The organism is Paenibacillus sp. TCA20 (genome assembly GCF_000732325.1).
GTDB lineage: Bacteria > Bacillota > Bacilli > Paenibacillales > Paenibacillaceae > Paenibacillus > Paenibacillus urinalis.
The window spans coordinates 50,241-66,139 of record NZ_BBIW01000017.1 but is presented as its reverse complement, the minus strand read 5'-3'; the positions used below and the strand labels follow the sequence as shown (position 1 = coordinate 66,139).

Sequence of the window (15,899 nt, the reverse complement as noted above, 5' to 3'; positions counted from 1 at the left end):
TCATTATGGCAATTCCAAAAATTAAAAGCTATTCTATGCCGGTCAATGCAGACCTGCCTGAAAATAAGGTGGAATGGCAGATCGATCCAAATAAGGCTGTGCTCTTAATTCATGATATGCAGCAATATTTTGTAGACGCATTTACTAAAGAGGAGTCTCCTGTTACGGAGCTTGTCGCAAATATTACGAGACTCAGAGAAGCAGCTCATCAGCTCGGAATCCCCGTTATTTATTCGGCACAGCCGGGTGGACAGACATTGGAACAGCGTGGACTGCTTCAGGATTTCTGGGGTTCGGGCATTGACGGCGGTTCAGAGCAGAAGCGGATTATTGCAGAACTCGAGCCGGCAGATCAGGATACCGTGCTTACCAAATGGCGCTATAGTGCGTTTCAGAAAACAAATCTGCTGGAGCAGTTTAGACAAATGGGCAGGGATCAAATGATGATTACCGGTATTTACGCTCATATCGGCTGTCTCTTGACTGCTGCGGAAGCCTATATGCAGGAGATCAAGCCATTCTATGTCGCAGACGCAGTGGCAGATTTCTCAGAGGATTATCACAAGCTGGCTCTCAAGTATGCTTCCGAGCGTTGTGCAATGGTGGTGTCAACCGAGCAGCTAGTGGATGAATTGCAGGGGATACAAGCTCAGAAGAGCACGGTATCGGATAATCAATGGTCAAAGGAACAACTGCGTAACCAAATTGCGAATCTCATGGGAATCGACAAGTCTGAACTGAATGATCATGAAGATCTGACCCTGCTTGGGCTGGATTCCATCCGAATCATGACACTGGTTGAGGAATGGAGATCCTCTGGAATAGAGATAACCTTTGTTGATCTATTGGACAAGCCAACGATTGCAGAATGGTCGGACATGCTGACTGAGCTGGCAGGGGCAGGCAAGCCTGAAGAAGTTAACAAATCACTTCCCAATCTGGACTATATGCTGAAATAGGAGGGGATGGAGTTGACGGTTGAAACGAATTCAAATAACAGGATTCCGATGACGGAAGCGCAAGCGGGGATATGGTATGCTCAGCAGCTTGATCCAGATAACCCCATTTATAATACAGCGGAATGCATTGAGATTCAGGGACCTCTCGATCAGGATAAATTTGAGATGGCAGTTCGGCAGATGGTAGAGGAATCAGGTACGTTAACCGTGACCTTTGAAGAAGGAGAAGAAGGACCTTATCAGTTAATCCGTACGGATATGAAATGGGATCTAGAGATCATTGATGTCAGTGATCTTTCCAATCCTGAGCAGACAGCACTGAATTGGATGCAGATGGACCTGAGGACGCCTGTAGACCTGAGAAGTGATCTTATCTTTGCCGAGGCTCTATTTAGGCTGGGTAATGACCGCTATTATTGGTATCAGCGTGTGCATCACATCGCGATCGATGGATTTGGCGTAACACTGCTTCTAAGAAGAGCAGCCCAAATCTACACTGCACTAGTTCAGAACGAGCAGCCGGTACCAAGCAAATTCGGCTCTATATCTTCCATACTTCAAATGGAGAATGCCTACAGAACTTCTGAGCAAAGAGCCGCGGCCCGCGATTTCTGGCTGGAGAAGTACAAGGATGGGATCGAAATCGCTAGTCTTGCTCAGGAAGCAGCGGCAACGGGTCAAGCGAATTCCTTTTTTCGTGAAAGCTTGTATCTGACAGAATCCTGCTGCCAGAGTCTTCAGCGAGCCTCCAAAAATACAGGATCGGTATGGAGTGAAGTTATCGTTGCTGCCATCGCCGCCTATATGCACCGTCTGACGGGGTCAAAGGAGATTGTATTTGGACTGCCCATGATGAACCGAACGGGTTCTGGAGCTCTGTCTGTTCCCACTACAGTAATGAATGTGATTCCGCTTCACTTGCAATTGCAGGAAGGGCATTCTTTCACAGCATTGATTCAGCAGACAGCTTCTCGTATGAGGGAAGTACGACAGCACCAAAGCTATCGGCATGAGGAGTTAAGGCGAGACTTGAAGCTTAATTTAAAGGCCCAGAACTTATATGGACCAATCATTAATATTATGCCTTTTGAGTCGACTTTGAAATGGGGCGGGCACACGACAGGCCTTGTTCATAATCTGGCTGCTGGACCTGTGGAGAATTTGACATTTAACCTATACGGATCTGCGGATGGGAAAAAGCTGAGATTGGATATCGACGCTAATCCTCAGCTCTATAGTAAGGAAGAAATACATCAGCATCTGCTCAGGCTTAGTGCTTATATTGAAAATCTGGCGAGTCATCGTACGGATGACTATTTCCGGCATACTGAGGTTCTCCTTCCTGAGGAGAAAGAACTCGTATTGTATGAATGGAACAGAACAAAGGATTCTGTGAATGATGCGAAGCACGTCATCGCGTGGTTTGAAGAACAGGCAGATAAAACTCCTGATCATACAGCAATTACCTATAACAACGAATCAGTAACCTATCATGAGTTAAGTGTTCGAGTGAATCGGCTCGCAAGGCTGCTGATCAAGAAGGGAGCAGGGCCAGAAGAATTAGTAGCCATTCTGTTGAACAGATCCGTGGATATGGTCGTATCCATGCTGGCGGTTCTGAAGTCCGGCGCTGCATATTTGCCCTTAGACCCTGAATTTCCAGATGATCGGCTGGAGTACATGCTTCACGACTCTAAACCACTCTTGTTGATTACTGAGCATGAAATGAAAGAAAGAACCTTTGTACCGGATCAGCTCTCCTTGCTTGTGGCGGATGATCCCCTGCTTGCTGCAGAGCTGTCTGCTTCTGCAGGGCATCCATTCACAGCGCATGAGAAGGTAGGAGCTAGGTCCGTATCCCCCGAGCATCCGGCTTATGTCATCTATACTTCCGGTTCAACGGGCAAGCCAAAGGGAGTCGTTGTCACTCGAGGCGGAGTCAGTAATTTCCTTCTAGCCATGCAGAATTTGCTTCAGGTGAACTCCTCGGATCGACTGCTTGCGGTAACAACGGTATCGTTTGACATTGCGGTATTGGAGCTGTTTCTTCCACTTCTGCATGGGGCAGAAGTGATAATCGCACCCAAAAGAACAGTCCAGGACCCTGAAGCGTTCTCAAGACTCGCTTCTGTATCCGGTATGACAATGATGCAAGCGACACCGACATTATGGCAGTCTCTGGTGTTAAGCTGCCCCGATCAGATTACAGGTATCAAGGTTCTGGTAGGAGGCGAAGCCTTGACAAAAGAGCTCTTCGAGCGTTTCACAGAGCTCAATTGCGAAGTCGTGAACCTATACGGACCGACAGAGACGACCATCTGGTCCTCAGCAGCGCTGCTTCATGAGCGGAAGGGTCAGACACCTGTCATAGGCAGTCCAATCAGAAATACACAAATGTATATTCTTGACTCGAGACTTGAGCCCGTTCCGCCAGGAATTGCCGGTGATCTGTACATTGCAGGCGATGGTCTAGCTAGAGGTTATCTGAATCGCACGGGACTCACTGCCGAACGATTTATCGCGAATCCATACGGCGAACCCGGATCAAGAATGTATCACACGGGAGATCTCGCCAGGTGGCAGACAGATGGAACAATTGCATATATCGGCCGAAGTGATCATCAGCTCAAAATCAGAGGCTATCGCATAGAGCTTGGAGAAATCGAATCCGTACTGATGAGTCACAACGCTGTACTCAAATCTGCTGTCGTTGCGAGAAGTGATGCCTCCGGTGAGCAGCGTCTGGTGGCATATGTTGTAGCTGATGAAGGCCAACAGCTGAATTCCAGTGATCTTCGTGCTTATGCAAGCGTACAGCTGCCTGAATATATGGTGCCATCCGCTGTCGTCTTCATGGAGGAGCTTCCGTTAACTCCTAATGCAAAGCTGGATCGCAAAGCACTGCCTGCGCCTGATTTTACTGCTGAATCCGGTTCGAGACTTCCACGGACACCGCAGGAGGATCTGCTGGCTGAACTCTTTGCAGAAATATTGAAGCTTCCGAGAGTGGGGATTGATGACAGCTTCTTCGATCTTGGCGGTCATTCCCTTCTTGCAGGACGTCTTCTGCTTCGAATTCGGGATGTATTTGACAAGGATATTTCCATTGTACATCTGTTTGAGGCACCGACAGTAGCCAAGCTCGCGAAAAAGCTGATGACAGCTGATAGATCGCGTCCGTCTATTCAGCTTACGGAGCGGCCTCAGGTAATCCCGCTGTCATTTGCTCAGAAACGCATCTGGTTTCAGCATTTGCTGGAAGGTCCAACGCCAACCTATAACATTCCCGTAGTGATCGAAATGACCGGCGAGCTGGATATAGCAACACTGGAGCAGGCATTTTACGATGTGACGAATCGGCATGAAGCGCTTCATACTCTATATCCTGAACATCAGGGAAGCGCCAGACAGCACGTTTTACCTGAGGGAGAGAGGGCACCACGATTTACGATCAGCCAGATTGATGAGATGGAGCTGTGCACGAGCATCGATGAAGCGATCAAGTATTCTTTTCAGATTGAGACAGAGGTGCCGGTACGAGCTGACTTGTTCGTGCTGAACTCTAATCAATATGTGCTCGTCCTGCTCCTGCATCATATTGCATGTGATGGCTCGTCACTAAACCCCTTATTAAACGATCTGTCTGAGGCGTATCAATCAAGAACGACGGGTCAAGCACCTCCGTTTGCTCCGCTGCCGCTTCAATATGCGGATTATGCCGTATGGCAGGAAGAGTGGTTTAACGGGCGCAAGCAGGAAGAGGGCAATCCGCTGACAGAGCAGCTTAAGTATTGGAAAGAACAGCTTGCAGATCTGCCAGAGGAGCTGGAGCTGATTCGCAATCGTCCACGGGTATCCGATCACGGCAATGCAGCAGGAATTGTGACGCTTGAGGTAGGAGCCGAGCTTCATGATCAGCTCTCTAAGCTAGCGAAGGATACGAAGAGCAGCCTGTTCATGGTGCTTCAATCCGGACTCGCGGCTCTGCTTACCCGTCTCGGTGCAGGCACTGATATTCCGATAGGAAGTCCGATCGCCGGTCGTAACGATGATCAGCTGACGAATATGATCGGCATGTTCATTAACAATCTGGTGCTTCGTTCGGATACTTCGGGGAGTCCGTCATTCAGAGAGCTCGTGGACAGAGTGCGCAGATCTGATCTGATGGCCTTCGAGAATCAGGATATCCCATTTGAACAGCTGGTTGAACACTTAAATCCGAGCCGGGTAAGCGGAAGACATCCGCTGTTCCAATTGATGTTTGCTTTTCAGAATACACCGGATCCAATCCTTGACATTCCAAATCTTAGCACCAAGGTGGAGATTATGAATACGGGATCAGCCAAGTTTGATCTCACGCTGGAGCTTCGTGAACATCGAACTAACGAAGGTGCTCCAAACGGAATTCATGGCTGGTTTGAATATAATAAAGCCTTGTACGACGAGGAAACAGTAGAATGCTTGGCAGGCTGGTATATCAAACTGCTTGAATCTGCCGCTGCAGATCCGGATATGCCAATCGAGCGATTGTCCATGCTGGCTGTGTCTGAAAGACAGTTTATGCTTGAGCTGGGTACCCCAGCTGCTCCTGAGATTCCGGGTATGAGCATTAAGGAATGGTTTGAGCAGCAGGCGGCAAGATCAGGCAATAATACAGCGATTACTTATGAAGGACAAAGTCTCACTTATGAAGAGCTGAACGCACAGGCGAATCAGCTGGCTCATTTGCTCATACATCAGGGTGTCGGACCCGAGAAGATTGTAGCCCTTGCTCTTCCTAGATCCTTGTCCATGATCATTGGAATACTGGCGGTCATTAAATCCGGAGGCGCTTATCTGCCTCTAGATCCTGAATACCCTCAGGACAGGTTGGCTTATATGATCGAAGATGCTGCACCAGTAAGCATCATCACTCATTCAGATGTGATGTCTCATATTCCTGGCATGGATGGGATTCCACAGATTGTTATGGACGATGAATCCGTAATGGATTTGCTGGATACGTTGTCCATCCATAATCCTGGAGAGGAAGATATGCCAGTTCCGCTGAGACCAGCGAATACCGCTTATATTATTTATACATCAGGGTCTACAGGCAAACCGAAGGGAGTCATGATTCCTCATCAAAATGTCGTGCGTTTATTCAAAGCGACAGATGAATCATATTTCTTCAATGAAAGTGATGTATGGACATTGTTCCATTCCTATGCGTTTGATTTCTCCGTGTGGGAAATCTGGGGGGCTTTGCTGTACGGTGGGCGGCTAGTCATTGTTCCTCATTCGGTAACGAGAACCCCTGCTGAATTCCATCAGCTGCTGATCGATGAACAGGTGACGGTGCTTAACCAGACCCCTTCTGCATTTTACTCCTTGATGCAGGCGGATCAGGAGCAAGTTGTAATCGCTGCAGATCTGAATTTACGTTATGTGATCTTTGGTGGAGAAGCACTAGAGCTGGGTCGCCTCAAATCATGGTATAGCCGGCACCCCGAACAATCTCCACTGCTGGTGAATATGTATGGCATTACCGAAACGACCGTACATGTGACATTTAATCCTCTAAGTCAGGAAGCAGCCGAGGCGAGAGCAGAGAGCAGCTTAATCGGTGAACCGATATCCGACCTGAAGCTGTACGTGCTTGATGATTATCTCCAGCCTGTTCCTTGGGGAATTACGGGGGAAATGTATGTAGCAGGAGCCGGCCTTGCCAGAGGGTATTTGGGAAGACCGAGCTTAACAGCGGAACGATTCATCGCTGATCCTTACGGTAAGCCCGGAGAAGTTATGTACCGGACCGGAGACCTTGCTCGCTGGACTATGGATGGGAATCTCGATTACATTGGTCGTGCCGACCATCAGGTGAAGATTCGCGGTTTCCGAATTGAGCTTGGTGAGATCGAAACCGTTATTGCTGAGCATTCTTCTGCGCTGCAGACCGCTGTTGTGGTCCGAGAGGATCAAATCGGAGACAAGCGCCTGGTTGCCTATATCGTAGCTAGAAGTGAAGAGATGCCGGATACGATAGAGCTGAAACGTTCGCTTGGAGCTGCATTACCGGAATATATGATTCCAAGCGCATTTGTCGTCCTGGACCGGCTGCCGCTTACGGCAAATGGCAAGCTCGACAAAAAAGCACTGCCTGCACCGGATTACGGGCAGCTGGTGAGCTCCCGCGGTCCAAGGAATCCTCAGGAAGAACTGCTTTGTGAGCTGTTTGCAGAGGTGCTAGGCTTATCCAGGGTAGGCATAGATGATGGCTTCTTCGATCTCGGAGGACATTCCCTCCTTGCAGTTAAGCTGATGAGTCGAATTCATGATGCACTTGGCATTCAGCTTGGAATCGGCAATCTGTTCGAGGCACCGACGGTAGCGAAGCTGAGCGACAGACTGGAAGCGGGAGATTCTCTAAGTGCACTTCATGTCCTGCTGCCACTCAGAAAGAGCGGTGGGGAGTCTGCTCTGTTCTGTGTTCACCCTGCCGGTGGACTCAGCTGGTGTTACGCAGGACTCATGAAGACACTTCCTTCCAGTGTGCCAATCTACGGATTACAGGCAAGAGGAATTGGGAAGAAGGAGCTGCTGCCTGGATCCATTGAGGAGATGGCAGCAGATTATATCGAGCATATCCGCCAGGTACAGCCAAGTGGTCCATATCGTCTGCTCGGCTGGTCACTCGGAGGAAATGTGGCTCATGCCATTGCAGTCCAGTTACAAGCGCAGGGTGAAGAGGTAGACATACTGATTATGCTGGATGCGTATCCTGGTCACTTCTTGCCGCTCGGTACAGGTCCAAGCGAGGAAGAAGCCTTAACAGCACTGCTCGCTTTGGGAGGGTATGACCCAGATGATCTGGAAGATCAATCGTTATCTCTGGAGCTGGCGTTTAACATTCTCCAAAAGGATGGAAGCGCACTTGCCAGTCTATCGGAGGAGACGCTGCTCAACCTGAAAGATACGTATGTCAATTCTGTGCGTATACTCGGATCCTACGTTCCTGGCCGTTACAATGGGGAGCTCCTGTTCTTCAAATCAACCATCATCCCAGATTGGTTCGATCCGATTGCTCCTGAGACCTGGGAGCCTTATATCGGCGGAGCAATGGAACAATACGATCTAAATTGCAGACATAAGGACATGTGCCAGGCGGGACCACTCGAAGAAATCGGACGAATTATCGCAGAGCGTTTAGCGAACAGGAATAGAGTATATGTCTAACTAGGAGGGAAGAAGCATGGCAAATCCTTTTGATAATGAAAATAGCAGCTTCGTTGTGCTGATCAACGATGAGGAGCAGTATTCTATGTGGCCGGAAATGATCGATGTGCCACCAGGCTGGACGATCGTGTACGGTACAGATAATAAGCTGGCATGCCAGAATTATATCGAAGTGAACTGGACAGATATGCGTCCCAAGAGCCTGCGATAAACGGAGCTAAAAGTGTGAGATAGTAGAAAGAGAAGAAAGATAATAGATAGAAGCTGAGTGGAGAGACCAATCAGAAAGAGAACACGAAAGACACAGTGATAGAACTTAATGACAAAACAAGGCTTCCGCGTAATACAAGATATAAACCATCTTAAATGATAAGCAACATCGAAAAAGCAGCAGGGCTTTATGATGAACAATCATAGGCTCTGCTGCTTCTTTGTCACTCATATAAGACATGAATATCAATATCCTGATTGTAGTTGCCAAATCCTGATCCGAACAAGCTGATTCCTCCGGGGTGCTCGGAGTTCTGCCTGCACTCGATCCGAAGACGGATCTCGTCTCCTTTTTTAATATTTAGCTGCTTCGCAGTTATATCCGACAGCCGAATCCCATCCAGGAAGGTTCCTTCTGCTCGGAGCATCACTGTTTTTAATAAGCCGTGTTGTGTTCCGAGTGTCCACCATCCAGGGGTGAATACACCAGGCGCATGACCGTAGTCTCCAGGACACGTCCAGGTGCCCAGCTCGGTATCGTTAATATAAAATGTAATATCCGAGGGCCAATCTTCACTATACCCAGGGGCTTCCGAACAAATCTCAAGAGTCATACTAAGGCTCTTGATCGCTTGATCGCCTACCAAATAGTTGGGGATGGAATATTCAACATAACCGGTGCCAAACCATAGATGCTTGGCCATTACATGGTCAGGATCGGCGAAATAACGCGGATCGTCCATCATGCCGATGAGGCCGCTCTCGGAAGCCAGTCCGCAGGTCGGGTTGACTTGATAGCGAGTATATTGACCTACAGGAATACTGACCGAGTAACCGCTGCGATCTGTGCTTACCGGTGAGGTGAATTGCAGGGTGACTGAGTCCTGGATAAGCCGGCATATCTTCTGCCTTCCACGTGCTCCGGACAAGCTTTCGGTACCCACAATTCCGGCCTCTTCCAGCTTCTGAATATGCTTGGTGATCATGGCTGACGATAGCGACAGCTCAGCGGCCATATCTTTAATGTTTCGAGGCTTTTCATTCAGCATCTCGATAATTTTAACTCGCGTTTCCGAAGCAAAAGCTTCAAGAAAGGGGAAATGCTCAGAACTTACACGAATATTCATAGGTCGTTTATCCTCTGCATCAGTATCATTTTGATCAAATTATATAACTTTGAAGTTAATCAATCAACTTATTGTTGACGTTTTCATACATAGGGTGCATAATTTTGATTGTGTAAAGTTTCGTTTAGGATATTTTAATTAACTTATTAATTAACTAATGGAGGCAGAGACCATGTCAGAATGTTATAGAAATGATTATCCAAGACCTCAGTTCATACGTAAGGAATGGCTTAATCTTAATGGAGAGTGGGAGTTTGAATTTGATGATCAGGCGCAGGGTGACGAGGAGAAGTGGTGGGAGAGACAAGAGAAGTACTCCAAGCGGATTCAAGTACCATTTGCTTATCAGAGTAAGCTGAGCGGGATAGCCGAATCTGATTTTCATGATCTAGTATGGTATCGCAGGTCATTTCAGCTGCCTGACCATTATAAAGGGAAGCACATCATAATGCATTTCGGTGCCGTGGATTACGAGGCCTCTGTTTGGATTAACGGAAGTTTGGCGATGACACACTCCGGAGGACATACACCGTTTAGCGCAGATATTACACCTTTTATCCAAGATGGGAAGAATGAAGTGGTCGTTCGAGCACAGGATTACAGTACAGATGTGACGCTTCCGCGTGGGAAACAGTATTGGCTGCAGGATTCAGCGAGCATTTTTTACACACGTACCACCGGCATTTGGCAGACGGTTTGGCTGGAGCCGGTAGCTCCTTCTTACATTGCCAAAGTGCGTATGACCCCGGATATTGATCGGAAACAGATTGAGATCAAAGCGTTTATTGAGCGTTCTGAATTGAAGACACGGCAATACCTCAAGACTCGTATCGAATTCAAAGGCAAGCTGATTGCAGAGGATCAGTGCCTTGTCACTGCAGCCAGTGAAACCAGATCCATACAGCTTCATGACTTTAACGATCACGGACTTGGCGGATGGTGGACACCGGAGAACCCGAACTTGTACGACGTGACCTTCGAGCTGCTTCAGGATGGAAGCGTAGTAGATCAAGTGGAGAGCTACTTCGGTATGAGGAAGATCTCGATTGAGAACGGACAGCTGTGTCTGAACAACAGGCCGTATTTTCAAAGACTGGTTCTGGACCAAGGTTATTTTCCGGATGGAAATCTTACACCTCCTAGCGATGCAGCGATTAAACAGGATGTAGAGTTAACGAAAGCTATGGGCTTCAATGGCGCACGGAAGCATCAGAAGCTGGAAGATCCCAGATACTTATACTGGTGCGACAAGCTTGGACTTCTCGTGTATAGTGAAGCGGCGAATGCTTATGAATTCTCTGAGCAATATGTGGAGCGGTTTACGAAGGAGTGGCAGGAATCGATTGAACGAGATTATAATCACCCTTCAATCATCGGCTGGGTTCCTTTGAACGAGAGCTGGGGGGTCCCGAATATATGGGCCAATAAACAGCAGCAATATCATGCGCTGGCGATGTACTATTTGACGAAATCGCTGGATCCGACGAGATTGGTCGTCTCGAATGACGGCTGGGAAATGACGAAGACCGATCTGTTTAACATTCATGATTATGAATGGCGTAAAGAAGTATTAGAGGAGCGTTACCGGACAATCGATCGTGTGCTGGCTTCAAGACCTTCTAATAGGGAACTGGCAGTTACGGGATTTCCTTATGAAGGGCAGCCGGTTCTAGTCAGTGAATTTGGAGGCATTGCATATAAGAAGAGTGAGTGGGAGGGCTGGGGATACTCTGGTGCAGAGAATGATGAAGATTATGCGGCCCGCCTTCAGGCTGTCATTGATCCGCTGCATCGTTCAAGTGTAGTACAGGGCTTCTGTTATACACAGCTTACAGATGTGGAGCAAGAGATCAACGGACTACTCACTTATGATCGGGTGCCTAAGCTGCCGCTGGAGACGATTAAAGCAATCGTGCTGGGTAAAGCATAGTAAGTGCGACAACCGGATGATCCATCGTGATCATCCGGTTTATTGTACAATGCCATCAATATTCATTGACAAGTTTCCAAAGTGTCTCTATATTGGTTTAGTACAGTTTAGTTAACTGAACTAAACTGTACTTGTGATGTCAATTTTTAATCATAAGAGGAAGTTAGCCGAATCCTCTGCAAAGGGGCTGATATTAAATACATGAATGATTATATCCAGGTGGTTACACGGATGAATCAGGTGCTCGATGAGTTTAATGTACTGATTACTAAAGAAGTGAAGGATTTAGATGACTATAATCTGACTTCTCAGCAGGAGGTCATTCTCATCTATATATCCAAGCACGAGCGAATTACAGCGAACGAGATATCACAAGCTTTTGACATTACCAAAAGTGCTGTCAGTCAGGTCCTGACCAAGCTTGAGCAGGAAAAGATGATTCTGAAGCAGGTGAACCCGGATAACCGAAGAGAGTCCTTTATCGTGCTTGATGAGCAAGGTCAGTCGTTTATTACGAAGCTGGCACAAATTGATCAGGTGATGATTGACAAATATTATTCGAAGATCGACCTGCCTAAATTGATTCAAATGACAGAAACGATGGAAGAAATCAACAAGATTATTAAGAAGAGCAAACTAGAGATGTAATCTACACACGAATATTGACGGAGGACTTAAGACACATGTCACTGATGTTAAGAAACAGGGGAGCGATTCTCCTGTTGATGCTAAATATATTTATCGTTTTCACAGGAATAGGACTCGTTGTTCCGGTCATGCCCACCTTCATGAAGGAGCTATCCATGAGCGGAAGCATTGTAGGGCTGCTTGTCGCAGCCTTTTCAATGACTCAGTTCTTGTTCTCGCCGCTTGCAGGGAGGATGTCGGATGCACTTGGCCGTAAAAAAATTATTATCATCGGGATGGTCATTTTCGCCATATCCGAGCTTATGTTTGGAATGTCGAATACAGCCTTGCTTCTCTTCCTTGCCAGATTCCTGGGAGGTATTGGGGCTGCGCTGATTATGCCTGCTGTCATGGCCTACACGGCGGATGTTACTTCTGGTGAAGAGCGGGCCAAGGGAATGGGATATATTAATGCGGCCATAACAACCGGATTTATTATCGGTCCAGGGATTGGTGGATTTCTGGCCGAATATGGCGTCCGGGTTCCTTTTTATGCAGCAGCCGCAGCAGGTGTGGTGGCAGCGGTAATTACGCTGCTGGTTCTGCCAGAATCCAAGCGCAGCACGGAGAGCGAGGAGGAAGTGGTGAAGCTCCCGAGTCAAAGCCTGTTCACTCAACTGCGCTATTCTTATCGTGAGCCCTACTTCCTGGCACTCATTATTGTGTTCGTTGCTTCGTTTGGACTTGCCAATTATGAAACGGTATTCAGCTTGTTCGTCGATGAGAAGTTTGGATTTACGACACGGGATATTGCCATTATTATTACATTTGGCTCAATAGCTGGTGCAGTGGTGCAGGTCACGATCTTTAGCTGGATTCTAAATAAATTCGGAGAGAAGAACGTGGTAGCCGTCTGTTTGTTTGCTGCCGGACTGTTCATTATCTTGACGCTGTTCGTGCACAACTACTGGCTCATCCTCGTCGTTACTTTTATCGTATTTTTATCCATGGATATATTGAGACCGACGCTGAGTACCCAGATGTCCAAGATGGCAATGGAGCAGCAGGGCTATATTGCTGGACTTAACTCGGCATTTACGAGTATGGGTAACGTACTCGGACCAGTGATCGCCGGATTCCTATTTGATATCAATATTAACTTTCCGTATATATCAGCAAGCATTATTTTATTCCTGTGCTTTATTCTCGCACTTCGGGCAAGAACCGATGTACGAATTAGAGGCTGAGGCGAGGTTGATGGGAGTCCTGGTGTAGAACGGGTGCAGAGCTATGCAAAAAAACAGATCGTTCCGATGCATGTCGGGACGGTCTGTTTTTTGTGATATGTGATATTAGTACATCTATGCTGTATATTGAAAGAGGAAGATGACTTCTAATATATGGGAGGGATGAAATATGGACTACGATCATCTGCGCAGGCTTGCTGAGAAGTATGCTGATCCACCGACGCATTACACTTTGGTCATGGAGGATAGTATACCGAAGGAGAATGCACAGTACCGGGTATTTGTGTGGGAGAATTCTGACAATGTAGAGGAAACCATTGAGGTTGATTTGGATCTCCACAGCAAGGAACTTTTAAGACTACAAAAAGATAGACAAGCAGAACTGTCTTCGTTCAGCTCACCTTCTGATAGAAGTGTAAAGGATAGGGCGCAGGAAATGTTGGAGCAGTACTTACAAGAACCGGATCGTTATATGTTTAACGAAATAAAATATATTGAGGATAAAGTGAAGGTGGATTATAGACTGCAGATCGGAGGCCTTCCACTCCCTCATACGGGCTGCGAGTTTATTTTTACCAGAGACTTGGACTTATTCAGATTTAGATTTGAAGGTAATAAGTCTATTTCCGCAGCAATCCCTCATTGGCCCCATGAGGTGATCGAACCCGACATGATTAGAGCGAATCTGTTGAGCGCATTTGACATGGAGCTAAGAATTCAATATTTTTATTCGACGATATATGATTACCAAGGCTCAGACTCCACATTTAAGCTTGTATACACCGCAGTTCCTGAACGACAAATCATCTGTGCAGTTACGGGTGAGGATCTATTCGATAAAGATCATTATAGATTGCCTAGAAGTGAGCCTATGGTACAAGCAGGTGATGAATCCTTCACTGAACTGAAACTTCAATGCGAGACTGTGTCTGATTCTATAGATTCCGCGCTTAAGAAGTGGGAGGAACGTTTAGGGATAGATTTGTCCATTTTTGAGCGGGAAGAAATGAAGGATGAAGAAGGAGAGATCCGCTGTTTATATGCATTAAGGAACCAGAATAGAGAAATGGATCAAGACGCTGCTCAAGAACCAAACCCGCTTCAGACAGAAGCTTACTTTAAACATAGATGGGGCAAAATATTCGACCGGATGATTTATTCTTGCAAGCTCTCCATTGATAAAAACACAAGCCGCCTTCTAGCATTTCATGCATTTGAACAGGAAGGGGAAACGGAGACATTGCAGGAGGCGCTTGGCAGGTCAGCTTGCAGGGAGATCGCCGAGCTTTTTCTTGCAGATGTTTTTCCAGAGCATGGGGCTTTATTGCATAGAGAAATGGATAGCGACCTGGAGAATGAGGAGCCGAGTAAAAAGGAATTCTTCTTCTACCCTTTATTTATGTCCGGTATTCAGGTAGCTTACGAGCAAGTTATGATCGTTGTAAATACAAGAAACGGACGAATTAGCAGCTACCGGGGGATAAGTCCACATTTGATAACAGAGTTAATGTCCGTGGAGCACCAACCGAAGCTTACGACAGAGGAAGCGTATCAAAGATATAGCCAGAAGTTGGATGTACAGCTGAAATGGTTCTTACATACCGCGTCTACGGGAGAGAAGGAATATAAGCTGGTATATGAACCTGTGGTGAAGTACAAGAGCGAGGCAGAGGTCCTTCATACACGTACTGTATATATAGATGCGAACTCAGGTGAATGGATTTATAGAAAAGAATAATAAAAAGGTCCGCCAGTGCCGGAATTATGGTTCATAGGCATTGGCGGATTGACGTGTTAATATACAAGCTCAATCTCTTGATCCTGCAGAAGCTGAATCCATTCTGGGGCAGGCTCTTGGTCAGTGATGAGCATGTCAATATTTGAGAAGCTGGCTAATTGAACAAAGGCAGTCTTATCAAATTTGGTGTGATCTGCGAGCAAAATCACCTTAGCTGCCTGCTGAAGCATCGTTCGCTTAAGTTCACTTTCCGGCTCATTGGAGTCCATGATCCCTTTATTCAACGAGAGAGCTTTACAGCTCAAGATAAGCTTGTCCACGTGATATTTGCGCACGGTATCCTGTGCAACCGTGCCTGTCAAAGACAATGAGGATGCTCGCAGGGTACCCCCGGTTGATATCATCTGGTGTCCTGTGCTTGCCAGCTCATGCATGGAGACGGCGGAATTCGTTATAATTGTTAAATGGCTTCGGTGCTTAAGGAGCTTCATGAGCTCCATAGAACTGGAGCTGGGGTCCATCATTAATGTCTCGCCGTCGTGTATATAATTTAATGCCTTTCGGGCTATCGCTTGCTTGATCTCCAGATTGGCCCGCTGCCTAGTTACAAAAGGCAGGTCTTCATTCGTATGTTTGTTAATGATGGCTCCGCCATATGTACGGGTCAAAATTCCTTCCTTCTCCAGCTTCTCCAGATCACGCCGAATGGTTTCTTCTGTTACATTGAACTTCTGGCTAAGCTCCGACACCAGCACACGTTTATCATTCTGTGCAATGTCCATAATGTATTGTCGTCTTTCTGCTGCAAGCATGCGGACTCCTTTCCCCATGCTGTTATGCATGGTA

At 47.0% G+C, this 15,899-nt stretch carries 9 protein-coding genes; 7 read left to right on the top strand and 2 right to left on the bottom strand.

Annotated elements, in window-relative coordinates; translation table 11 throughout:
• Positions 1 to 5 precede the first annotated feature (5 nt).
• The 3 genes from TCA2_RS23420 to TCA2_RS23410 are packed head-to-tail and all read left to right on the top strand — an operon-like array spanning position 6 to position 8,385.
• On the top strand, positions 6 to 959 hold the full coding sequence (locus TCA2_RS23420; RefSeq protein WP_047914023.1) for an isochorismatase family protein: 954 nt from the start codon (positions 6 to 8) through the stop codon (positions 957 to 959).
• Positions 960 to 1,007: 48 nt separating this feature from the next.
• The gene (locus TCA2_RS23415; RefSeq protein ID WP_152557834.1) at positions 1,008 to 8,174 is read left to right on the top strand and encodes a non-ribosomal peptide synthetase; all 7,167 of its coding nucleotides are present in this window, start codon (positions 1,008 to 1,010) and stop codon (positions 8,172 to 8,174) included.
• Positions 8,175 to 8,190: 16 nt separating this feature from the next.
• Positions 8,191 to 8,385: an MbtH family NRPS accessory protein gene (locus TCA2_RS23410; protein ID WP_047914021.1), complete on the top strand. Its 195-nt coding sequence runs from the start codon at positions 8,191 to 8,193 to the stop codon at positions 8,383 to 8,385.
• A 223-nt stretch (positions 8,386 to 8,608) separates the two neighbouring features.
• Here the strand turns inward: TCA2_RS23410 and TCA2_RS23405 are convergent, their stop codons facing one another.
• A complete protein-coding gene (locus tag TCA2_RS23405; RefSeq protein WP_047914020.1) occupies positions 8,609 to 9,511 on the bottom strand; it encodes a transcriptional regulator in 903 nt (300 codons plus the stop codon).
• Between the two features lie 172 nt (positions 9,512 to 9,683).
• Here TCA2_RS23405 and TCA2_RS23400 point away from each other — a divergent pair, with 172 nt between their 5' ends.
• The 4 genes from TCA2_RS23400 to TCA2_RS23385 all read left to right on the top strand — a co-directional run bounded on the left by TCA2_RS23400 (position 9,684) and on the right by TCA2_RS23385 (position 15,053).
• A complete protein-coding gene (locus tag TCA2_RS23400; RefSeq protein WP_238546501.1) occupies positions 9,684 to 11,441 on the top strand; it encodes a glycoside hydrolase family 2 protein in 1,758 nt (585 codons plus the stop codon).
• A gap of 201 nt (positions 11,442 to 11,642) precedes the next feature.
• Complete coding sequence (locus tag TCA2_RS23395) at positions 11,643 to 12,089, top strand: MarR family winged helix-turn-helix transcriptional regulator (RefSeq protein WP_047914018.1); 447 nt, start codon at positions 11,643 to 11,645, stop codon at positions 12,087 to 12,089.
• Positions 12,090 to 12,124: 35 nt separating this feature from the next.
• Complete coding sequence (locus TCA2_RS23390) at positions 12,125 to 13,315, top strand: MFS transporter (protein WP_047914017.1); 1,191 nt, start codon at positions 12,125 to 12,127, stop codon at positions 13,313 to 13,315.
• A 169-nt stretch (positions 13,316 to 13,484) separates the two neighbouring features.
• Complete coding sequence (locus tag TCA2_RS23385; RefSeq protein WP_047914016.1) at positions 13,485 to 15,053, top strand: YcdB/YcdC domain-containing protein; 1,569 nt, start codon at positions 13,485 to 13,487, stop codon at positions 15,051 to 15,053.
• Between the two features lie 56 nt (positions 15,054 to 15,109).
• Here TCA2_RS23385 and TCA2_RS23380 read toward each other — a convergent pair whose 3' ends face one another.
• On the bottom strand, positions 15,110 to 15,865 hold the full coding sequence (locus TCA2_RS23380) for a DeoR/GlpR family DNA-binding transcription regulator (RefSeq protein ID WP_047914015.1): 756 nt from the start codon (positions 15,863 to 15,865) through the stop codon (positions 15,110 to 15,112).
• Positions 15,866 to 15,899: the final 34 nt, after the last annotated feature.